The following is a 22,107-nucleotide window of genomic DNA, read 5'->3' on the forward strand; positions in this document are numbered from 1 at the left end:
TAATAGGCGGTCGCCGCTCTTCCAATTATATCTGCGGCGTTCTGCACGAAATATGTCTTCCGCCAACGAAACCTTGTTCGACAAATCGGAAATGATACGTGATCTTGAGCGGTACTAGCCGGAGCGCCGCATAAAAAAAAGAGGTCGGGCAGTAACGGTCTGCTCAACCTCTAAGCTTGTCTAGTCCGGTTCTGTTGCTTCTTGCTCGTTTTCGGGACGTACCATTGGTGCCTTCAGCAAGAAACTATCTGTCGTAATTCCGGACTGCCTGATATTGGCTGTCACTTTCACCTTCACGTCCGCATCCTCGAACACCGGGCTCCAATTGCTCTTCAGTTTGTTGTATTGCTGATGCTGCTGAATATCGAGCAGGTCGCCGAACCCGAAGATATCGGCTTTGTACTTATGCTGCACTTTGCTTACCGTCCCCTTGATCTGATCCTCCATGTAAGCTTCAATTTGCTTCTGGAGTCTGCTGATTTCTTGGTTGTCTGATAGCCTTACCTTGCATTCCATAAATGAGATGTAGGATTGGATCGAGATCGAGATATCAATCTTTAGCTTGCCGTCCGTATAATTGACCTTCTTCTTCGTTGAAGAATTAATGACGTTGTACGAACCCATTTTGCCGGGTTCTCCGCATCCAAAAGTCAACACGGACTGCTTCAGCTTACCCTGCACCCACAGAACGTTGCGCGTATCCCCTAGCGACAGAAAGCCGAGCAGTTGATTATGGTGGAATACCCCTGAACCTGCCAGCTCCACAAGCGCAGACGGCTCGATCTTGCGCATGTTGGTGATTTGATTGCCCTTTTGCACATCTCCTTTGACGCGTATTGCGCCAAGAAGAGGCTCCTTAGTATCCGATTGCCAAGCCAAGATGAAGTCTCTTAATTTGATCATCGGATCGCTTCCCCATTCCTTCTCCCCAAGCTCCATTTGGGAGACAATCTTGAACGAGGATACTCTCACCATGGGATGGGATATCTTCAGCGTATCCTCTGCTGGGCTCCCATGCGTCATGACAAAATTCACATTCTCGCGGAATTCCCGATTCGATTCGAAATAATCGAGAAAGCTGAGAAGGCCCTCTCTTGCAATCTCCTCGCTAACGACAACGAGTTGAATATGCGAGTACAGCATTTTACGGGGAATGCCCGTATTAATTCTGCGAATGGCTTCAACTACCGATTTGCCTTCATAACTGTAGACCACGCTAGGCATATTCCCGGATAACTTCTTAGACGTCATTTCTCCGGGATTGATAACTTCCAGCGTTACTTTGTATTTATCATGCTTGCCCGCATCGATAGCGATGCCGGAGACAATCGCCATATTGTTAAGCTCGTAATGGTCCCAACACCCGCTTAAGACCAGCAGGAGCATCACCGAGCATAGTCCGGAGAGGAAGGGATGCTTCAATTGCTCCCTCCTCCTTTGCGCCCAAGCAGCTTAGAAGGCCACGACTGCTTGGTGACTTGCTGCGGCATGAGCAGCCTAGGACGCTTGCGATTAAGAAACATCGGCAGCCTTATAAACACATCGTCTTGATCCTCCATTATCCAAGGAGCCGTGGAGCTTAAGTAAGGCACGCCTATGGAGCGGAGTCCGGTCAGATGAGCAACAATAATGACAACCCCAAGCAGCGTTCCATACAGCCCTAGAACTGACGCTAATATAATGAGCAGAAACCTGAGCAGCCTAGCTGAACTGGCGAAGCTATAGCTCGGAGATACATAATTGCAAATTCCGGTCAGCGATACGATGATGACCATCGCGTTGGAAACAATCCCCGCTTCTACGGCGGCTTGTCCGATAACAAGCGCGCCTACTATGGACACCGTCTGCCCAATCGCCCGCGGCATGCGAATGCCCGCTTCTCTCAGAACCTCGAAAGTAAGTTCCATCAAGAAAGCCTCAACGACAGTGGGAAAAGGTACGCCTTCACGCTGAGCCATCAGATTAATAAGCAGATTTGTCGGGATCAGCTCGTGATGGTACGTCATGACCGAGACGAAGAGTGCCGGCAATAGCAGTGCAATCAAGAACGCTACATATCTGATCCACCGAATGAAAGTTGCGATATAGAAATGAAGGTAATAGTCTTCTGGCGTCTGGAAGAAATCATGGATAGACACAGGCGCCAGCAAAGCAAAGGGAGTCCCGTCGACAAGGATAGCCGTTCTGCCCTCCAGCAATCCGCCGGCAATGCTATCTGGCCGCTCGGTGCTTAGCAGCAGCGGGAATGGGGTCAGGTTGGAGTCTGTAATGAACTCCTCGATGCTACCCGAATCCAGGATGGAGCTCGTCTGAATTCGGCCAAGCCGTTCCCGAACCTCATTTACAATACGAATATTCGTTATGCCTTCTATATAGAGGAGCTCAATGCTCGTTCTCGTATCTACTCCAAGCGTCATGGATTCAAAGCGAAGATGCTCGCTCTTGATTCGCCTGCGGACCAAGCTCATATTCGTAACGATCGACTCCGTGAAGGAATCCTTAGGACCCTTTACGACGGTCTGAGTCGTTGGTTCCGACACCGCGCGTTGCTCGCCTCCTTGCACCGGAACGGCGATTGCCTCGTGAAGGCCATCCCAACAAATGACCATATAACCGTTTAGAATATGATCCATCACTTCCCGCAGAGTAGCAGGGTACTGCAAGGACATCGTCGTGAATATTCGGCTTCCGTAAGCACGAGCCGCCTCTTCCTCTAGCGGTCCAAACTGCCTCCCCTTACCATCGACCTGCAGCATCGCCGCAATTTCTTGAATGGCGTCAAGATCGACCATCGTCTTCAAATAGCAGATAATTCCCAGACAGCCGCTTTGACTGATTTCCTCCAGGCAGAAATCCGTCGTATGGCCAAACTTCTCCTCGAGAACAAAGCGGCAGCTTTTTGCATACGGCTGGAGCGGCTGACTCATCTTCTCGTCCTCAAGTTCAATTCCGCTCATGTGCCTTCACCTACTTTTCCTTTTGTCGGTCTATGTTTGATCAGCAAAATAATGAAGAGGACAGCCGGAATATAGACCTGGAACGGCATGTGAAAATAAGTTGGCAGCATTCTCGTGCCCTTAATAATATGATCCGTGAAACTCTTCGCGTGAACAATGGCGATAAACGCCACAATCATACTGATCGGAAAGGAAAAATGACGATAGGGCACCTGAACTACCGCTTCCAGTCCCTGAACGCCAAGTATCGTGAAAACCGATATTTTGAGCAGAATGCCAAGCATCATGAGGAACACCACCAACGGCTCAATACGCTCCAGAAATTCGGCAGTCGAGATTAAGCGGGCGACATTAAGCAGCGGAAAGCTAGCCCTCGCTTTGCCATCCGCGGTAAGCACGCTAATCTGCAGCACAATCGAAATGATAAGCAGAAAGGTTCCGGTTCCCAAAGCTGCCATTCCAACCCCTAAACCTTTGTCTACTCGCTTTATGTATGCCATTAATACCATCAGAATAAGTGGCATCTCGCCAATCGGGAACCCCAGTACCGCGGGGAATACATCCTTAATGATGGGATGCCAGCCATCTCCAAGCACGGGAAGCAGATTGTGAAGATTAATTTCCCCGCTCATTAGACACAACAACACGATTGCAACCGTAAACAGCAACATATAGGGCGCAAATATCTCCGCCATTCTGCCGATAGTCTCGATGCCCAAATATACGATATACGCCACGACGGACATCAGCGTAAATCCAATAATGCCAGCTGGCGTCCTTGGCAGCACCGCCGCATTCATCATCGCTATAAAGTCGCGCATGACGTAAGCGGCAAGATATAAAAAGTAGATCACGTAACCGATGACCAACAAATTTCCGATCCATTTGCCAAGCGTTATTTTGAGTATGCTGTATATGGTCTGTCCCGGATACAACCTGAGCATCCAGCTTACCATCCAAATTAGCGGCAGACCTGCAATAGCTCCGATAATCAGCGCAAGCCAAGCATCTTTCCTGGAATCATTGCCGACACCTACAACAAGCGCGCTGCCAAGCTCGAAGGTAACCATGACAACAAACAGCTGCCACCTGGACAACTTCTCGACCGCTGGCACAGTCACTTGCTTGCACCTTCTTCTTGCGAGGCAGCATTGGCGCGTTTGCGCCTTGCTATTCCAATATCGCTAATCAGGCTGGCGAGTAAACCGTAACCGATATAAGCAAGGAGCTTTTGCCTACCCGCCATTAATTCTTTAAAGGAGGTCATAAAGCTATCCTGGGCAACAAACATATCCACTATGATAATCATTAGGAACATCATAATGAAGATACACGCATATGTGGCGGTTACCATATTTCATGCCTCCAACCGAAGGTAATATGCGCTTATTATGGGCAATCCCACCAGTGATTATGTGATCGAAACTTAACGTAAGTGTATACTTATATTCACTGAACAACTCGCATGCTGTGATATACTTCGATAGAGGTGAATGTCATGTCCGAAGAAATTATCTTTCTTCAACCGGTGGAAGCGGCTCAAGTCGTAGAAGGAGTTTATTTTCCTCCCTATATCTCGCTTGCCCATGTCTTCAATGCCCCCAAGGGTTGGACAATAGGTCCTCGAAGGTTCAGACAGTATCAATTTCAATATGTACTTGCCGGGGCTGCCAGTTATCGTATCGAAGATCAAAGCTATGAAACCAAAAAAGGGGATCTCATTGTTCATTTTCCAAATGAGGAACACGAGGTTAGAACGTTGGAAGGGGTGCCCTATGTATGCGTCTCGATAGTGTTTCACTTCGGGTCTACTTCATTTCCACTGGAAGAACTTCTATCAGGACTTCATTATGTGGGTAGTTACGAGGGCACTTCCTTAGAGTCTGCGCTTACCGCGATCCCCGCGGAATATCATCAACCTGAGCGCGTTCACCGCTTAAGGGCGCAATCTCTCCTTATGGAAGTTATATATACGCTGCTGCGCGACCAACGTAGCGTTGCGTTATCATCGGATATCGCTTCGCTGCAAGAATCTCACATCAAGCATAAGGCTCATGCGAATCTGGTACTGCTGAAAAACTATATAAAAGAGCGGTTCGCGGAGACTATCAAATACGAGCAATTAGAACAGTTGACGGGATGGAGCAAGAATTATATTCTGCTCCGATTCAAAGATGCTTACGATACTACGCCAATGCAATTCCAGATTCAGCTCCGCATCGAGCGCGCAAAGGAATTAGCAATCCAAAGCAATATGAGCGTTACGGAAATTGCCCATCATGTGGGCTATGCCGACGTGCATACCTTCGGGAAAATCTTTAAAAAGAAGACAGGCCATAGCCTGTCCGAATTTTGCGCATCTCTGTTGTATTGATCAAAAAAAGTCTATGTCTTGCTCCTCCACTTCTTTACGTGCGCCAGGTCTGCCCCTAATGGGATGTCCGAACCTTTCATTAAATGGCTGACGGAGCTTAATCGAGAGGACTTTTAGCGGTAGATTCAGACGCCATGCTCCTCCGCATCCGCTTCGTCCGCGCGGACTGAACCCCAGACCAAATCGCTGCCAGGGTTCATCAACTCGTTATCGTAAGTTATCGAAGAGTCTCGGAAGCCTTGTCCTGTCTGTGTTTTCGGCGTCATGAATTATTACTTGTTATGGGCAAATCTGGGGCATTATCGGCAGTTTGTTACCGGATTGTTACCGTAAGCTGCCAGCGGCGAGATTAATAAGAAATTTAACTGTTCTCTTTTTAATGGTAGATCTATTCTCCTATAATTTGTATAATAATGAGGTGACAAATTGAGACAATATTCATAAATGAGGTGCAGTGTAGTTTGAGTAAATTCACAAAATTAAAGAATGATTTTAATAATTTTATTCTAAGTAATGATTCTAATTTTTTTTCTACCAACGAGATTAAAATTATTAACTTGGTAATCGCAAAATTTGATGAAATCGCAGAAGTAGGTACTTCTGGTGGGAATAGGCGTGCAAAATTACTAAAGGAATTATTCATACATGAGTGGAAGAATGTTTCACCCCAATTAAACATAGTTAACCCCAATACTCCTACTACATCATTCCCTATAAAGCATCTAAAAAAAATTGAAATTGAAAACTTCAGAGGATTTTCTCAAGCATTTTCACATGAGTTCCCTAAACCATACACATTAATTTTTGGCAGCAACGGAACTGGCAAAACAAGCTTTTGTGAGGCACTAGAATATTCTTTATTAGGTTATTTAAGCGAAGCCGAATCAAAGAGATACGACTCAAGTAAATATATTGTTAACTTCACTACTGGCAAGGGGCAGAAGCCTAAACTAACTGTAATTGATAACAATGATAATGAAATATTAGTGACACCCTCCCCAAATTTATATCATTTTTGTTTCATAGAAAAGAACAGAATTGATGGATTTGCTAGAATATCAGCAAACACTCCAGCAAATCAAACGCAAATGTTATCAACTTTATTAGGATTAGAGGATTTCAATCAGTTTGTATCTGGTTTTACAGAAAATATAGAAAATTATATTAACATTCACGAGACTGATGGATTAAAATACAAGGATTTAGCACAAAAGACAAGAGAAACAGATTCAGATAAATCAAGTATAGAGATAAATAATAACAACCTTTCCAAACTCTTGATTGAAAAAGAACATCTTATAAAAGAAAGTAAATTAACAATGACCTTTCAAGAACTGGATACTTACATTCATGGATATGAACCCAATTCAGGTCGTTTATTTGAAGTTGAAAATGAAATTCAAAATATAAGTTCTGCCCGTTACGAAAGTAATAGCTTAAAAAATATTACTGACAATATTGATGATATACTCCTATTTTCAGAAGAATATAAGCAGATAAAGGCTGAGCTAGATAGATCTAGAGACCAAGTTAGCTATAAGCAACTTTTTACAGCTGTAAATGAACTGAGAGAATTATCAGAAGATAAATGTCCAGTATGCCAGACACCTGTTACTGAAGTTCTAATAAACCCATTTGATCATGCAATTAAAAAGTTATCAGAGCTCAGTATATTAGCCCAAATGGAGGACAAGCTTGAATCTATTTCTGAAGAAATAATTGCTAAAACAACACAGCTTTTATCGGACATTAATCTTAAAGTTAGATACGCAAAAGAACTTAGTTCATCCATTCAATTTATTTTCACTAAGGATTTATTAATAAATGAATTAAAACTTAGTAATATTAACGATAAAATAATAAATGTGCAAGAACTGATAAATGAAATCACTCGCAATAAAGAAGCCCTTGAAGTAATTGAAGAATTGCTTAATTTTAAAAATATGGAATTTGAAAAATCTTCCCATAGGAAAGCTGCCCTTCAAGAAGAGAAGCAAACATTACAAGTTATTTCTAATAAAATTAAAACCATTTTAACGAAAGAGAGTACATATCAGAACTTAATAAATGATGCTAACGTAAAGCTGAATAGCTTTGTTAAAAATAATGAAGAGTTATTGCGAGAGGTTGAAGCTGAAAAGGAACAGATAGCAATTAACAAACAGTTTGTTGCTGCCTACAAGTCAATATTATTAAAATTGAAAAAATATAACTTGGATTTGCCAGTTAAGTTGATATCAAACTTAAATGATCTCACTAGAGATTTTTATAATGAAATTAACAAGCATGATGCTGATTTTGAATTAATTGAGAAAATTGAATTACCGGTAAAACCGGAGGATAGAATTAATGCTTATTTTAAGGACAACCCAGCAAAGGCTGTTGATGCTTTACATGTACTAAGTGAGGGGCATGTAAGATGTCTTGGGCTATCTTTACTGTTATCTAAAATCGTAAGAGATAACATTAATATTATTATATTTGATGACGTTGTGAATGCAATCGATGATGATCATCGAGGAGGGATAAGAGAGCTACTATTTAATAGCCCACTCGTAAATAATAAACAAATAATCCTTACTTCGCATGCTGAGGAATTCATAAAAGACTTGGAAAACCAGGTTGGAAAAAAGCAACATAATAATTTAATTAGTAGAGTTACTTTTCTTCCGCCTGAAAATAGAATTATTCGAACAGATAATATTTCAACGTCTCATTACCTCACAAATGCAAAATCTTTCTTAGAGCGATCACAGAAACGAGATTGTCTGCGTTATTGTAGGAGTGCTTTGGAAAATATAAATAGCTCGTTATGGAAGCGACTTGCTAGAACATATAATACATTAATATCAGTACAAATTCGCCATCCAAAAGGTATGCCAGATACTATGTCTGCCGCACTTGGTCTCTCAAAACTAATGAAAGACCTAAAAAAGAAAGAAGGTATTTTGAAATTTGATCGTATCATAGAAACATATGACTTCTTAACTGGGCTTGAAACAACAAATAATACTGCATGGAACTACCTAAATAAAGGAACACACGAAGAAGAGGAATTGTTTGAATTTGATTCTCTAATAGTTAAGAAGATTTATGAGTACATAGAAATTCTTGATAATGAAGCCAAAGCAGTTTGACAAAAAACCAGTATGCTAGGGGAATCAACAGATTTCCTGCTTACTGGTTCTTTATTGTTTATATGTTCCTCAAAAAGAGAAAAGCTTGCTATCGTTTTCACGTTTTATATAAATACTGGTTATCGTATCTATTTTAATGATTATTGATTTTTCATCCAATATTCATAGCGATGTAATGATGTTGGTTTTATGAAATACGGGGAGATCTTTAGTTTTTCTTTTTCAATATCAATTAAATTTTTTAAAGAATCACTATAGTCATCATTACTTATATTATAAGGTTGAATGATAAATTTAGTTCTTAAATCGTCAAAAATTGATAGATCATAATTAGAAAAAATATTTTTCTCAGTCACATACAAATCATTTAATATTTTTTCTTGTTTCTCTATAGGATGTTTATACCATTCACTTGGCTTAATAAACCAATGATCACTCCCATGCACCATCCAGCTTTCAACCATATTTAATAGCATGAGTGGATGCTGAGAAAAATGATTTTGGTATTTTTCAAGATAATACTTTTCTTTTTTTGATGTAGCGGCTAACATAAGTGTGCCATCTTCATAGGGAAGAATATTGATAATAAAGATCACTTTTTTACCATTCTTTTTTGAAAAACTTGCTACTCCAGCTAAAGATACCGGGAAAAATTGGTCAAATTTAATGGCAGTATATGATAGTTTATTTACTTGTTTATTTAATACATCAGTAGTAGCATGTGTATAAAAAGATTTAAATTCATTTAAGCGTTTGGTGCATTCCTTTAATTGTAGATTATATACATGCGAGGTTTCATCAGTAAGATCGACAGTATATTTCTGAATACCTATGGATTTCACAGGTTTTTCAAGCTTAGATTCAATGTTTGCTAACATCTTATCTTGTCTTATTTTTTTATAATTCTCAACAACTTTTTCTAGCGTTAGAACTACATTTTTAATATTTACTACTTCTCGACATATAGTTCTAAAGACTTGAAGAATGATATCGAACTCTTCGTTTATTAATTTCTTTTTCTCGAAATTAAAAATCTGCTCATGATCTTTACAGAAACCAGTAAATACTGACGCTTCATTTATTCCAACTTTTTTCATGTAATACTTAGCATCAAAGTCATTCCAGTTAGGTTGAAGCACATGGTTACTTTCAGCAATTAAACTTAGAGATGCAGAGCTTTGGATAGTATGAGATCGTTTAATTGTTTCATTACTACAATTAGGGAACATACAGGTTTTCGGAGCCTTAGCTATATTGTTATTTATTTTAATCCCGTTGTGAACAAATTTTTTTAATTCACCATGATTATCTTCAAATATAGTTCTTTTTTTCCGGTATTCCTCTTCAATTTCTTCAGAAATTTCCAGAAACTTCGCAATATCGTTTTTCAAATTAGAGCCTCCCTTTAAAAGAGTCTATAGCACTCAAGTAAATATTATGTCGCTATACGACATTTTTGGATATAAGTACAATTTGTAGGTCTCTTCAGCACTAAGACTGATAATAAATCAATTCAATCGTCTGATAAAATTGGAGCCAAGGGGGATCCGACTTCGCTCTGCTCGTCTTCTCATCATGGGATGTCCGAATCTTTTATCAAATGGCTTACGAAGCTTAATCCACGAGGACTTTTAGCGGTAGATTCAGACGCCGTGCTCCTCCGCACTCGCTTCGTCCGCGCGGACTGAACCCGGGTTCGCCCCCTATTGGGCTCCACCATAATAAACAGAAAACCACGTCACAAGGACGTGGTTTGATTGTTTATTATGGTGGAGCCAAGGGGGATCGAACCCCTGACCTCATCGCTGCCAGCGATGCGCTCTCCCAGCTGAGCTATGGCCCCGAATAAGCAAAATAATAGCACAGTCATTTCCAAGCTGTCAATCATTTTGCTAAGTTTTTATATCTACTTCTCTATTGTTAGGCTTGTGGCTGCGTGCAAGGACATCATTGCGAGATTTCCAAGCTCTAACGCATGTTCCAAGTCCGTACCGGGCAATCCGTTCTGCAGCCAGCGGCCCATATAACCTACCGTTCCTCCAGCTGCAAAAGTGGATCGCGCTTCATTCTGATAGATATGCTCAAACCGTGCATATAGCTCATTGTTTAGCCAACTTAGAAACATAGGATCATGAAACCTGTTCCTATAAAACGTCTCATAAGTACGAATATGCTCACAGATAAGAATCGTTGCGGGAATCGGGAGACTGTCCATATAAAGCTTCATCGTGTCATATTGCTCTTCGCCTAGTTTTCCTTCGTATATGCCAAATAGTTTGCCGGTAATCTCTTTGGTTACCTGCTGAAGCAAATCGAATTTATCTTGAAAATGCAAATAAAACGTAGATCTGCTGATCCCTGCTTTTCGAACGATCGCATCAACGGATATTTTATCAAAGGACTTGCCTGCCATTAATGAAAACAATGCTTCCGTAATGAGCCAGCGAGCGGAGATCGGATAAGAGTCAACTTGGGTCATGAGCAAGCCTCCTCGGCAACATGTGCAAATGGACATTTTGATTAAGATTGACGTTTGATCGCTAGAACTATTCTAGCCTAAGCTAGAGATAGATTCTAAATTCTATGATAACAAAAGAACGGAGGAAATACGTCATGAAAAAAGTATACGTAATTACCGGAGGATCAGGAGGCATCGGAATAGAGGTTGCACGCCGCCTCGGCAAGCAAGGTACGCTTCTTCTTGCCGATATTAGCGAGGAACGCCTTCATCAGGCAGTCGAACAACTTGCAGAAGAAGGAATTTCGGATGTTGCAACCCAGACCGTAGACATTACAAACGAGCAACAGGTCGAGCGACTCGCCGCAGCTGCAGTAGAGCTAGGTGAACTTGGGGCCATTATCCATACCGCCGGTCTTTCGCCAACCATGTCAAGCGGGCGCCGAATCATGGAAGTTAATATGGTCGGCACCGGACTTATCCTGAAGGCCTTTTTGCCAATCGCGGTTCCAGGTTCCGTAGCCGTATGTATCTCTTCCATGTCAGCTTATTTCTTCCCTCGCAATGATACTTATAATGGCTTGCTTAAGCAACCTCTTGAGGACAACTTCCTAGACCGTATAGAAGTATTTACTCAGGGCAGACCTGATATGTCTTATGGCATGTCCAAACTTGGCGTGCAGCTTATTGTAGAAGAGCAAGCATGGGACTGGGGGCAGAAGGGAGCCCGCATCGTGTCCGTATCGCCAGGAACGATTAATACGGCTATGGGCAGACAAGAAGCTGCGGAAAGCCAAAGCATGAAGATGCTAATGGACAATACCCCGCTTAACCGGATGGGGGAAGCAACGGAAATAGCTGCCGCAGTCGCTTTTCTGTGCAGCCTCGACAGCTCGTATATTACCGGTACCGATCTCAGGGTCGATGGCGGAACAGTGGCAAAAGCGCAAGATTTGATCAAACAAAGAAAATAACCTCAGAATTCCCGCCGTTTGCCATCCATCAAGCCGTCCGCATACATTTAACCGTTCAGACGCGGACGGCTTATTCTCCTCCCTTAGTCCACATAATTCGATACTTCCATTAAATTATAATCCGGATCGCGGAAATAAACGGATACGATGGAGCCAACTGCCCCGGTCCGGTTGACCGGGCCTTCCTCAACTAACACGCCGCAAGCGTTCAAATGCCGGACTACCTCAACAATCGGTGTTTTTGTAATCAGACAAAAATCCGCCGATCCAGTCTGAGGATTCCTCGCCTTTGGTTCAAACTCCTTGCCTGCTTCGTGCAGATTAAACTTTTGGCTGCCGAACTTAAGTGCCTTCCGGTTATCTCCAAACACGACAACTTCCATATTCAGTACCTTCTCATAAAAGGTAACGGTCTTCTCGATACTCGCTACGGTTAATACAAGATGATCTAACGATTCAATCTTTATCATGCCCCTCAATCCTTTCTACATGTAAAAAATAGCCCTCCCCCGCTGAGGGAGTGGGCTATTCATTCTAAGTTATTGTTCGTCCGGCTTGGACAACAAGCTGCTTAGCTCTTTCATAAACATGTCGATGTCCTTGAATTGTCTATATACCGATGCAAAGCGCACATAAGCGACTTCGTCCACCGGATACAGCTGGCTCATCACGATCTCGCCGATCTCGCGGCTTTCCACTTCGGCAAGCGCTGTTGTGCGAAGCTCCTTCTCTACTTCAGAGACGATGACTTCAAGGCGCTCCACCGATACCGGACGTTTCTCGCATGCGCGGATCAGTCCGCGCAAGATCTTATCGCGGCTGAATTCCTCGCGGCTGCCGCCCTTCTTGATCACAATAAGCGGAGTTTCCTCCACCATCTCGAAAGTCGTGAAGCGGCGGCTGCATTTTTCGCATTCGCGACGTCTGCGGATCGACTTGTTTTCGTTGGCTGGTCTGGAATCAAGTACTTTTGTGCCGGCAAAATCGCAGTATGGGCATTTCATTATTCTCACTCCTTCCGAATCCTGTTTTTTATGGTTTAATAAATTACCATTCGTTACCTGAATGAACTCGCGAATTCCGCACATAATACATTTACCAACCGCAAGGAGGTGAACAACAATGAGCGCAAACAGCAACAACTTGCTTGTACCACAAGCTACTGCAGCCCTCGACCAAATGAAATATGAAGTCGCACAAGAGCTGGGTATCTCGCTGACGCAAGATGGTTACCACGGCAACCTGCTCACTAAAGATGCAGGCTACATCGGAGGCAGCATCACTCGCCGTCTGGTGCAAATCGCCGAGCAATCCCTTGCAGGTAGCAAATAATGAATTTCATTAGTCATGTATAACAGATGCTTTGGCTGTTCCGTCCTGAAGCGGCGGACGGCCAAGGCTTCTTCTTGTCTAAGTTATAAAACCGGATAAAGATCTTTATATTTATTATAATAATAAATAACGCGTTGTACATAGTGGCGGGTTTCTCCGTACGGAATTTGATCGGTCGTCTCCAGCCTGCCATCCCACTTGCCCGAGTCAAGCCACTTTCTTACATTGCCAGGTCCAGCGTTATAAGCGGCAATTACCGCTATAGAATTTTGCTTGAACTGTTTGTGCAAAGATTGCAAATACCATGCCCCTACTTCAATGCTGACATCCGGACGATTCTGCAGCATCTCTTTGGTCACATTTCGGAAATCTGCCTGCTGAACAATCCAGTCTGCCGTATCCGGCATAATCTGCATGAGGCCAAGTGCCCCTTTTTTCGAAACTTGTCCGGTTGAGAAGTTCGTTTCCGTCCGGATAATTGCCGCAATCAGATGCGGGTCCACGCCATAATTGGATGCGCTCGCGCTTATATCTTCCTTGTACTCAATGGGATACATCATGCGCGCAAGCCAATTGGAATTAAGAAATAGGACGCCAATGAAGCCGATGAGCAGAAGAAGCAGCACTCTTTTTCGAATAAGCCACCTCATGGCAAATCCTTGCTTTTCCAGAAATCGTCCACCTGTCGCCGTGTCGTTTCAAGTGAACCGCTGTTATCGATGACCCAGTCCGCACGGCTTCTTTTCTGCTCGATATCCATTTGAAGTCCAATGCGCCGCTGTGCCTCTTGCTCCTGCAATCCGTTCCGTTCCATTAGACGCTCAAGTTGCAGCTGCTGCGGAACATAGACGACCATAACGCCGTCATATAGCCCTTCTTGACCCGTTTCATATAACAGAGGGATATCCGCAACAACCAACTGCCGCGGATGTTGCTCCTCATATTGACGAATCCTTAACTGCATGCGGCCTCGTATAGCCGGATGTAGTATACTCTCCAATTGGGCAAGCAATTCGCTATTGTTAAATACGATTCCGCCCAGCGCTTTCCGGTCCAATGTTCCATCCGTATGTATGACTGCTTGTCCAAACAAAGAGGCGACCGCCTCTAAAGCCGGTTCGCCGGGCATAACAACCTCTCTCGCAACCTGATCAGCATCGACCAACAACGCGCCTCGTTCTACCAGCATGGCAGCAACGGTGCTTTTGCCGGTAGCGATCCCGCCGGTTAAACCGATCTTCATTAGCTTTCACCCCGTTCAAGTAGATCCTGCCTGATTCCCTATAACAGCTTCAATATGCCGATAATAATTAATAAAATTCCCGGGAGTACCGATACGGCCTGCATGCCTTTCCAGTTCGAGAACCGGAAGCCGAACCGCATCCCGCCCAGCAGAAACAGTGCGCTCGCCGCAGCAATCATAATAGGCGTCAATAATGGAGACAATCCGATCATGGCAGCGCCGATGCCGGCACCAAAGGCGTCAAATGAAAGAGCTACGCCAAGCATAAGAGCCTCAGCGGCAGAGATCGTCCCCGATTTATCCACGTCGGCGGCTTGCGGAGTCCGCAATATCTGTATAACCAATCCCAGACGCTTCAATTCAACGATAACGACAAGAACCGGATGGGACAGTTCAATCTGCTCCGAAACGGGGGCAGAAGATTGCTCCGGGTCCCCTTCGCCCGAGCTTTCCTGCGCACCTGCTTCACGGCCGCTTTTCCTAAGCTGCAACAGAGCCCATGTGCCGATGCCGACTAGAACAACCGCTCCGATCAGCTTCGCCACAAACGGGGATAAGTACCCCGTGACCCATGAGCCGACGAGCATCGATAAGAAAATAACCAAACCTGAACAACATGCAATAATGACCACAGACAAGAGCGGTATTCTTATTCGCCGCAATCCGTATGTCACGCCTACTCCGAAGCCGTCCACACTAACGGCAAAAGCAAGCACCAGCAAAGAAGCAAAATGCGCGAACAACCCGCAGCCCTCCCCGCACACCGGATGCCCATGCCTTGCGCTTGCGCGCTTATCTAGACATCCGCCTATTGTTCGTAACAACAATAGCATATGCGGGGAAATCGTTACGGTGCATTAAACCTTCCGTACAGCCTTGTTGCGCGGTTTCGGGATAGGTTGGCAACTCGCGCAGGTATGCGTTCCTCTGCCGCCTACAACGGATTTATCGATCAATCTGCCGCATTTGGCGCAAGGTTCGTTTTTTCTGCCGTATACAAGCAGCTGATGCTGGAACATGCCCATTTCGCCTTGCCCGTTCACGTAAGATTTAACGGATGAGCCGCCTGCCGCGACGGCTTTGGCGAGCGTCGATACAATCGCCTCATGAAGTAGCGACCACTCCGCTTTCTTTAAGGAATCAGCCGTCCGTTCCGGATGGATGCCTGCCAGAAACAAAGCCTCATCCACATAAATATTGCCAAGCCCCACGACATATTCCTGATTTAGCAAAAGCGGCTTGATCAATCCGGATTTTTTGCCGAGTAACCCTCTCAAAGCATCAGCTGTAAAAGCATCATTATCCAGGGGCTCCAGCCCAAGCTTGCTCAGCGGCTTCATCTCAAACTCCGTTCCGGGCTCGAACAGATGCATGGTGCCAAACTGGCGTACGTCTTTGTATCTAAGATCCGTTCCGTCTTCGAAGTGGAACAGGACATGCGTATGAAGCTCGACCGGCTCGTCGCTTGGGAATACGCCGTAGCGTCCTTCCATCCGGAGATGGGAGACAAGCACAAGTCCGTCCAAAACAATTCTTAAAAACTTCCCCCGCCGCTCGACGGTTTGAATCGTACGCCCGGCAAGCGCCGCTGCGAACGCCTCCGGCTCGGCGGGACGTTGTATAATACGCGGCAGCTTGACCTCTACGGATGCGATCCGCTTGCCTGCGACTAGTTCGATTAATGTTCTTCTGACCGTTTCTACCTCTGGTAATTCGGGCATATTTATTCACCTCAACAACCATTATACCCGATGGGCGTTGGCTGCGGGACGGGATTAGTTGTCAATCCCGTTGCTTAGCGAAACTTTCGCCTAGTAAGGGATGGCTTCGCCATTCCCTACTTTTCATTGCGAAACTTCGCTTTGGACGGGATACTTTTGTCAATCCCGTTGCTTAGCGAAACTTTCGCTTAACCCGCGACGCGACCTTACTTCGCCTCGTACCAGTTCACGCCGTAATTGACGTCGGCCTTCAGCGGCACATCCAGCTTAAGCGCTCCGGCCATAATGGTTGGCACTAGCTCCTTCATCAGCTCCAGCTCTTCCTCCGGCACTTCGAATACCAATTCGTCATGCACCTGCAGCAGCATGCGGCTTTTCAGTCCGCGTTCGCTTAGCGTCTCATCCATGCGCACCATTGCCAGCTTAATAATGTCGGCTGCCGTGCCCTGGATCGGCGTGTTCATCGCCGTACGCTCGGCGAAGGAGCGCAGGTTAAAGTTCGAAGCTTTGATCTCCGGCAAGTAACGGCGGCGTTCCAGCAAAGTCGTGACATAGCCGTCGCGGCGAGCCTGCATGACGATATCGTCCATATACTTGCGAACGCCTTGGAAGACTTCGAAATACTGCTCAATAAACTGAGCGGCTTCCTTGCGCGTAATGTTCAAGTTCTGCGACAAGCCGAAATCGCTGATGCCGTATACGATACCGAAGTTAACCGCCTTCGCGGAACGGCGCATGTTTGAATCGACCTGGTCTGCCGATACGCCAAATACGTCCATCGCCGTCTTCGTATGAATGTCCATGTCGTTGATAAAAGCTTCCTTCAGCCGCTCGTCGCCCGAGATATGGGCAAGCACGCGCAGCTCGATCTGCGAATAGTCCGCCGCAAGAATGTACCAGCCCGGTTCGGACGGCACAAAAGCTTTGCGGATCTGCCTGCCTTCCTCCAGACGGATCGGAATATTCTGCAGATTCGGGAACTGGCTGCTAAGACGCCCTGTTGCCGCAATCGTCTGGCGGTAATACGTATGGATCTTGCCCGTTTCCGGACGAACCTCTTTCAAGAGCCCTTCAATGTAAGTCGACTGCAGCTTGGACAAGGTCCGGTAATGCAGGATAAGAGGTACAATCTCATGATACGGAGCCAGCTTCTCCAATACTTCCGCATCCGTCGAATAACCGGTCTTCGTCTTTTTCTGTGCCGGAAGCCCCAGCTTCTCGAACAATACCTCGCCAAGCTGTTTCGGAGAACCAATATTGAACTCCATCCCGGCAAGCCGGTAAATCTCGCTCATGGCCGTGGCCAGTTTGCTCTCCAGCTCGCTGCCAAGCCGCTCCAGCTCCGCTTTTTCCACCTTAATGCCTTGACGCTCCATGCCCGCAAGAACAACGGCCAACGGTTGCTCCAGCTCGTAATACAGCTTGTTCATCCCGCTTTTCTCGAGATCCGCGCGCATAAGCGAAGTCAATCTGCGAACCGCGTCCGCCTTCACGGCCAGATGGCGGTACAAAGTCTCGCTCTCCGGCACTTTGAATTTGGCGCCTTTGCCATACACCGCTTCGTCATGCGGCACCGAGGATTGACCAAACCGGTCGCATAACGCGGTTAACGTCAGGTTCGTGTCTGTCGGGTCCAGTAAATAGGCGGCAAGCTGTACGTCAAATGCCGCGCCTTTCCATTCGATCCCTCTCCAACCTAACGCCAATTCCGTTTTGTGCGTATCAAAGCCGTTCTTCGGCTTGTCCGCATCGGCCAGCCATTCGCGCAGCTCTGCGGTAAATGGTTGCTGAAGAGCCGTCACCGGCACCACATAAGCCTGTTCATGAACGGCTACAGCAAGTCCCAACACCTCTGCCTGGTTCGGATTTTCGCCGATTGCTTCAATATATAAGCCATGCTCGGCGCCGGCTGCCTGCAAGGACGACAACAACGCCTTCAGCGCATCCCCGTCATTATCCGATTCAATAACAACAACGTCGAGCGGTGCAGCCGGAACAGCAGCTTCTTCGCTTCCCGCTCCTGCTCCGTTCAGATCAAGCCGCTCAATGAGCGACTTGAATTCGAGCTTGCGGAACGCCTCGGCAAGCGTAGCTGGCTCATACCCTGCATATCGGATATCTTCGGCGCTATGCTCGAGCGGTACCTCGCGGAAGATCGTTGCGAGTTTTTTGCTCATAATCGCATCGTCTTTATGCGTCTCGACCTTTTCCTTCATCTTGCCTTTCAAACTGTCCGTATTCGCCAGCACTTCTTCAACCGAGCCGAATTCATGCAGCATTTTGAGCGCGGTTTTCTCGCCAACGCCCGGGATGCCCGGGATATTGTCGGATGTATCGCCCATGAGACCTTTCAGGTCAATGATCTGCATCGGCTTCAGCCCGTATTTCTCGTCGATCGCAGCCGGGGAGAAATGCTCCACCTCGCTGATCCCTTTGCGCGTAATGGCAATGGTCACATTGTCCGAAGCCAGCTGCAGCATATCCTTATCGCCAGTCACGACAAGCGTCTGCACGTTTTGCTCGTCGGCCAACTTCGTTAACGTACCGATAATATCGTCGGCTTCGTACCCGGATAGCTCAAATTGCGAAATGCCAAATGCTTTAAGCAAGTCCTTCATCACCGGGAACTGCTCGGATAACTCCGACGGTGTTTTGGCGCGACCGCCTTTATATTCGGTATAGCCTTCATGGCGGAACACGATTTTGCCCGCGTCAAATGCAACTAGCACATGTGTCGGCTTCTCTTCTTCAAGCAATTTAAGCAGCATGGTCGTAAAGCCAAATACCGCGTTTGTATGTAAACCTGCTGAATTCGTAAGCGGCGGCATCGCGTAAAAAGCACGGTTTGCGATACTATTACCGTCAATTAATATCCACTTGTCCATCTTGGCACCTCACCTAAACATTTCTACACCCTATCATACCATATTTATGAAGCAAACTCCTTGCCGGGCAGCGGCCAACAAGAAAACCGCCAGGGCATCTGTTTGTTCCTCGGCATGCCTTGAAAGCCAGAACAAAAAAACAGGGGCTGTCCGATTAAGACAGCCCCTGCAACACTTCTATTAGATATTATGTTGAGTATTTAGATCAGGACGTTTGTTTGTTACGAGATAAACGACGCTTTCGCCAATGTTGGTTGCATGGTCGCCGATACGTTCAATATTGCGGGCTACAAAGTTCAGTACCGTCGCCTGCGAAATGTTGCGCGGATTCTCCATCATTAGCGACAGAAGTTCGCGGTAGATTTGAGCGCAAAGCGCGTCAACCTGGTCGTCTTCCGTTGCCAGTTTGTAAGCGAGATCCACGTTTTCCTGCACGAAGGATTGAATGGATTCATAAGTCATCGTTTGCACGATTTCTGCCATGCGAGGCAAATCGATAAGCGGCTTAATGAGCGGTTGACCTTCCAACCGTACAACAAACTTAGCAATGTTCACGCAAAGATCGCCCATTCTCTCCAGATCCGAAGCAATCTTGAAGGCAGCCAGAATCCGGCGCAAATCTTTCGCTACCGGCTGTTGCGTGGCAATAAGCTTCGAGCCAAGCTCGGTAATCTGTTCTTCCATATGATTCAAATGCTGATCGTGTTGAATAATGGTTCTTGCTTTCTCTACATCGGTACCGCTAAGAGCTTTCATTGAATCCACAAGCGCTTCTTCTACGAAAGTTCCCATCTCAACGAGCAAATTATGAAGCTGCTCCAGTCCCAGGTCAAACTCTTTTCTTTTGGTCATCATCGTATTGCTGCCTCCCCCGTATTAGCCGAATCGTCCACTAATGTAATCTTCCGTGCGCTGGTCAGTCGGGTTAGAGAACAATTTCTCCGTTTCCGAGAACTCAACTACCTCGCCATTAAGGAAAAAGACTGTTTGGTTGGAAACACGAGCTGCCTGATGCATGTTATGAGTAACCATAACGATAGTATAGCGGTCTTTCAGCTCCTGCGCCAACTCTTCAATCTTTAATGTAGAAATAGGATCAAGCGCCGAAGTCGCTTCGTCCATCAGCAGGACGTCCGGATTAACCGCGATTGCGCGCGCGATGCAAAGACGTTGCTGCTGGCCGCCCGAGAGGCTGAGCGCGGAACGTTTCAAATAATCTTTTACCTCATCCCACAGAACGGCAGCTTTCAAGCTTGTTTCCACAATTTCATCAAGTTCTTTCTTGCTTGTGATGCCATGGAGGCGCGGGCCGTAAGCCACGTTATCGTAGATCGATTTCGGGAACGGATTAGGCTGCTGGAACACCATGCCAACCTTCTTGCGAAGCGTCTCCACATCAACATCATTCGAATAAATTTCAGTTCCCCCGATTGCGATGCTTCCTTCGATTCTTGTTCCCGGAATCATGTCGTTCATCCGGTTAAGAGTACGAAGCAGCGTAGATTTGCCGCAGCCCGACGGACCGATAAAAGCCGTAATCGCCTTCTCGGGAATCGTGAGCGAAACATCCTTCAGGGCATGAAAGGTGCCATAATACAAATTAAGTTTCTCAATGTTGATTAGTGTTTTCGACTGCGATAAGGTGGTCATAGTCGTTCTCCTCCACATATTCAATAAAAAATGATACCAGCCCCAGATGAACAATCTCCATACTGAGGCTTGGTGATTTTGCTCGAATCATAACGTTAAAAAAAATGGGAAGCCTATTTGGTAAAGCTAATCCCATTGCCAATGGTTGATCTTTGCGATGCCTGACGTATCTATCCTACTAGCCGTTTGTAAATGCCGTATTGTTGTTTTGTAAATTTCATGTTAAAAATAGGACTCGAGTAATTTGTCTATCTCCCGCGACACATGGATGGTCTGCTGATAAGCCTGCTCCGATTGGCGGCCGATTTGTTCAGAGCTATCCTTGCTGTTTGCCGATGCTTGAAACAATTGGCTGAATACGCTGCCCGCTTCTTGCACGCATGACTCGCTCACAACGGCTTCTTCCCGGCCTTCCCGCGCAAGCGTAGCCGTATGTTCAATGGCTTCGACAATCGTTTTGGTCAATGTCGTAATCGATTCAGCCGAACGTTTCGTTTCGCTGGCCAACTTCATTACCTCGCCGGCGACAACCGCAAATCCTCTGCCGTGCTCACCTGCGCGAGCGGCTTCAATCGAAGCGTTAATCGCCAGCAGATTGCTTTGCTCCGCCAGTTCTTTAATCAGCTTGGAGACGTGGCTGATCGAACCCGCTTCAGACTGCAGCGCGCTCATCCGCTCTTCTTGCTGCATGGAATTGGAAGCCAGCTTGCCAAACGCAGCGGTTACTTTGTCCAACTGATTTTTCCCGCTTAACGTCAAATCCACCATATCCGCGGATATTTGCTTGCCTTGCAAAGCAGACTGCCGGACCGAACTTACCGCCTGGTCAATCTCTTTCACCCGGCTGCCGACGCTATTAATGGTTTTCACTTGTCCGTCAACCGCTTCCTGTTGAAGCTGGCGGGACATGCGAAGCAGATCGGATACCGTCAAAATCCCCTTAACGCGTTCTTCTCTTGTTACGATGACACAGTTATAAAGAACGTTATCATCGCGTTTCAGTGCATTATCTATTAATAATTGCGGAGAATAGGCTTGATCTACGACCATCGGCGAGCTGTCCATAAGCTCCGAAACCGGTTTCTCGTAATACAGATCTACCCCAAACCGTTGACTTAACCGCATAAAAAACTGATTGCGCATCATAAGACCTACCGGCTTGTCCATATCAACTCCATCACTGGCGATTACTATGCATTCGCTGTCCGGATTCTCTTTGAACAAAGCAATGGTATCTTTGCAGGAACGGCTTGCGGCAATAACCGGTGCACTCCGGATGAATTCTAGCAAACGAGTTGAGATCTGGGCAGTTTCGACTTTCTTCTCCTGCGCTTGACGTTCTAATAAGGCATTCGTCATGGTCTCTCACCTTTCTC

The 22,107-nt window shown here is 45.8% G+C and carries 21 protein-coding genes and 1 tRNA gene; 4 read left to right on the forward strand and 18 right to left on the reverse strand.

The genetic code is table 11. The annotated features are described in order from the left end of the window. Nucleotides 1–180 precede the first annotated feature (180 nt). From QQK89_RS06740 to QQK89_RS06755, 4 genes are read right to left on the reverse strand one after another with little or no spacing between them, the layout of a single operon-like run. A complete protein-coding gene (locus QQK89_RS06740; protein ID WP_284237731.1) occupies nt 181–1,422 on the reverse strand; it encodes a Ger(x)C family spore germination protein in 1,242 nt (413 codons plus the stop codon). Beyond that, nucleotides 1,419–2,957, reverse strand: coding sequence for a spore germination protein (locus QQK89_RS06745; RefSeq protein WP_284237732.1), 1,539 nt, complete (start codon nt 2,955–2,957; stop codon nt 1,419–1,421). Before QQK89_RS06745 ends, QQK89_RS06740 begins: the two co-directional genes overlap by 4 nt. Beyond that, complete coding sequence (locus QQK89_RS06750; protein WP_284237733.1) at nt 2,954–4,078, reverse strand: GerAB/ArcD/ProY family transporter; 1,125 nt, start codon at nt 4,076–4,078, stop codon at nt 2,954–2,956. Before QQK89_RS06750 ends, QQK89_RS06745 begins: the two co-directional genes overlap by 4 nt. After that, nucleotides 4,075–4,311, reverse strand: coding sequence for a hypothetical protein (locus QQK89_RS06755; RefSeq protein WP_284237734.1), 237 nt, complete (start codon nt 4,309–4,311; stop codon nt 4,075–4,077). The genes QQK89_RS06750 and QQK89_RS06755 overlap by 4 nt, the downstream gene beginning before the upstream one ends. Before the next feature lie 144 nt (nt 4,312–4,455). Between QQK89_RS06755 and QQK89_RS06760 the strand changes: the two genes are divergently transcribed. Next, nucleotides 4,456–5,331 carry an AraC family transcriptional regulator gene (locus tag QQK89_RS06760; protein ID WP_284237735.1) on the forward strand — a complete coding sequence of 292 codons (876 nt, stop codon included), beginning with the start codon at nt 4,456–4,458 and terminating at the stop codon, nt 5,329–5,331. A 125-nt stretch (nt 5,332–5,456) separates the two neighbouring features. Here QQK89_RS06760 and QQK89_RS06765 read toward each other — a convergent pair whose 3' ends face one another. After that, on the reverse strand, nt 5,457–5,597 hold the full coding sequence (locus QQK89_RS06765) for a hypothetical protein (protein ID WP_284237736.1): 141 nt from the start codon (nt 5,595–5,597) through the stop codon (nt 5,457–5,459). A 195-nt stretch (nt 5,598–5,792) separates the two neighbouring features. Here QQK89_RS06765 and QQK89_RS06770 point away from each other — a divergent pair, with 195 nt between their 5' ends. Then, the gene (locus QQK89_RS06770; RefSeq protein WP_284237738.1) at nt 5,793–8,468 is read left to right on the forward strand and encodes an AAA family ATPase; all 2,676 of its coding nucleotides are present in this window, start codon (nt 5,793–5,795) and stop codon (nt 8,466–8,468) included. Nucleotides 8,469–8,608: 140 nt separating this feature from the next. On the opposite strand, the gene QQK89_RS06775 is transcribed toward QQK89_RS06770, so the two are convergent. The 3 genes from QQK89_RS06775 to QQK89_RS06785 all read right to left on the reverse strand — a co-directional run bounded on the left by QQK89_RS06775 (nt 8,609) and on the right by QQK89_RS06785 (nt 10,947). Then, nucleotides 8,609–9,859: a hypothetical protein gene (locus tag QQK89_RS06775; protein WP_284237739.1), complete on the reverse strand. Its 1,251-nt coding sequence runs from the start codon at nt 9,857–9,859 to the stop codon at nt 8,609–8,611. 376 nt (nt 9,860–10,235) lie between these two features. Next, nucleotides 10,236–10,311, reverse strand: a tRNA-Ala gene (locus QQK89_RS06780). A gap of 63 nt (nt 10,312–10,374) precedes the next feature. After that, the gene (locus QQK89_RS06785; protein ID WP_284237740.1) at nt 10,375–10,947 is read right to left on the reverse strand and encodes a TetR/AcrR family transcriptional regulator; all 573 of its coding nucleotides are present in this window, start codon (nt 10,945–10,947) and stop codon (nt 10,375–10,377) included. A 134-nt stretch (nt 10,948–11,081) separates the two neighbouring features. Here QQK89_RS06785 and QQK89_RS06790 point away from each other — a divergent pair, with 134 nt between their 5' ends. Continuing rightward, nucleotides 11,082–11,900 (forward strand): SDR family oxidoreductase, encoded by an 819-nt coding sequence (locus QQK89_RS06790; RefSeq protein ID WP_284237741.1) that lies wholly within the window; start codon nt 11,082–11,084, stop codon nt 11,898–11,900. A gap of 83 nt (nt 11,901–11,983) precedes the next feature. On the opposite strand, the gene QQK89_RS06795 is transcribed toward QQK89_RS06790, so the two are convergent. Both QQK89_RS06795 and nrdR read right to left on the reverse strand, forming a co-directional pair. Further along, nucleotides 11,984–12,370, reverse strand: coding sequence for a VOC family protein (locus tag QQK89_RS06795; protein WP_284237742.1), 387 nt, complete (start codon nt 12,368–12,370; stop codon nt 11,984–11,986). 69 nt (nt 12,371–12,439) lie between these two features. Further along, the gene (nrdR, locus tag QQK89_RS06800) at nt 12,440–12,904 is read right to left on the reverse strand and encodes a transcriptional regulator NrdR (protein ID WP_284237743.1); all 465 of its coding nucleotides are present in this window, start codon (nt 12,902–12,904) and stop codon (nt 12,440–12,442) included. Between the two features lie 118 nt (nt 12,905–13,022). On the opposite strand from nrdR, the gene QQK89_RS06805 reads away from it, so the two are divergent. Next, complete coding sequence (locus tag QQK89_RS06805) at nt 13,023–13,232, forward strand: alpha/beta-type small acid-soluble spore protein (RefSeq protein ID WP_284237744.1); 210 nt, start codon at nt 13,023–13,025, stop codon at nt 13,230–13,232. An 83-nt stretch (nt 13,233–13,315) separates the two neighbouring features. Here the strand turns inward: QQK89_RS06805 and QQK89_RS06810 are convergent, their stop codons facing one another. The 8 genes from QQK89_RS06810 to QQK89_RS06845 form a co-directional block, all read right to left on the reverse strand. Beyond that, entirely contained in the window at nt 13,316–13,882 is a 567-nt protein-coding gene (locus tag QQK89_RS06810) for a lytic transglycosylase domain-containing protein (RefSeq protein WP_284237745.1), read from the reverse strand. Further along, on the reverse strand, nt 13,879–14,475 hold the full coding sequence (coaE, locus tag QQK89_RS06815; protein ID WP_284237746.1) for a dephospho-CoA kinase: 597 nt from the start codon (nt 14,473–14,475) through the stop codon (nt 13,879–13,881). The genes QQK89_RS06810 and coaE overlap by 4 nt, the downstream gene beginning before the upstream one ends. Before the next feature lie 38 nt (nt 14,476–14,513). Beyond that, complete coding sequence (gene ytaF, locus QQK89_RS06820) at nt 14,514–15,218, reverse strand: sporulation membrane protein YtaF (RefSeq protein ID WP_284237747.1); 705 nt, start codon at nt 15,216–15,218, stop codon at nt 14,514–14,516. Between the two features lie 114 nt (nt 15,219–15,332). After that, complete coding sequence (gene mutM / locus QQK89_RS06825; RefSeq protein ID WP_284237748.1) at nt 15,333–16,196, reverse strand: DNA-formamidopyrimidine glycosylase; 864 nt, start codon at nt 16,194–16,196, stop codon at nt 15,333–15,335. A gap of 206 nt (nt 16,197–16,402) precedes the next feature. Continuing rightward, complete coding sequence (polA, locus tag QQK89_RS06830) at nt 16,403–19,081, reverse strand: DNA polymerase I (RefSeq protein WP_284237750.1); 2,679 nt, start codon at nt 19,079–19,081, stop codon at nt 16,403–16,405. Nucleotides 19,082–19,261: 180 nt separating this feature from the next. Then, a complete protein-coding gene (gene phoU / locus QQK89_RS06835) occupies nt 19,262–19,933 on the reverse strand; it encodes a phosphate signaling complex protein PhoU (RefSeq protein ID WP_284237892.1) in 672 nt (223 codons plus the stop codon). Between the two features lie 24 nt (nt 19,934–19,957). Further along, nucleotides 19,958–20,731: a phosphate ABC transporter ATP-binding protein PstB gene (gene pstB / locus QQK89_RS06840; RefSeq protein ID WP_284237751.1), complete on the reverse strand. Its 774-nt coding sequence runs from the start codon at nt 20,729–20,731 to the stop codon at nt 19,958–19,960. Nucleotides 20,732–20,953: 222 nt separating this feature from the next. Next, on the reverse strand, nt 20,954–22,090 hold the full coding sequence (locus tag QQK89_RS06845; RefSeq protein WP_284237752.1) for a methyl-accepting chemotaxis protein: 1,137 nt from the start codon (nt 22,088–22,090) through the stop codon (nt 20,954–20,956). Nucleotides 22,091–22,107: the final 17 nt, after the last annotated feature.

The organism is Paenibacillus glycanilyticus, assembly GCF_030161375.1.
GTDB classification, from domain to species: domain Bacteria; phylum Bacillota; class Bacilli; order Paenibacillales; family Paenibacillaceae; genus Pristimantibacillus; species Pristimantibacillus glycanilyticus_B.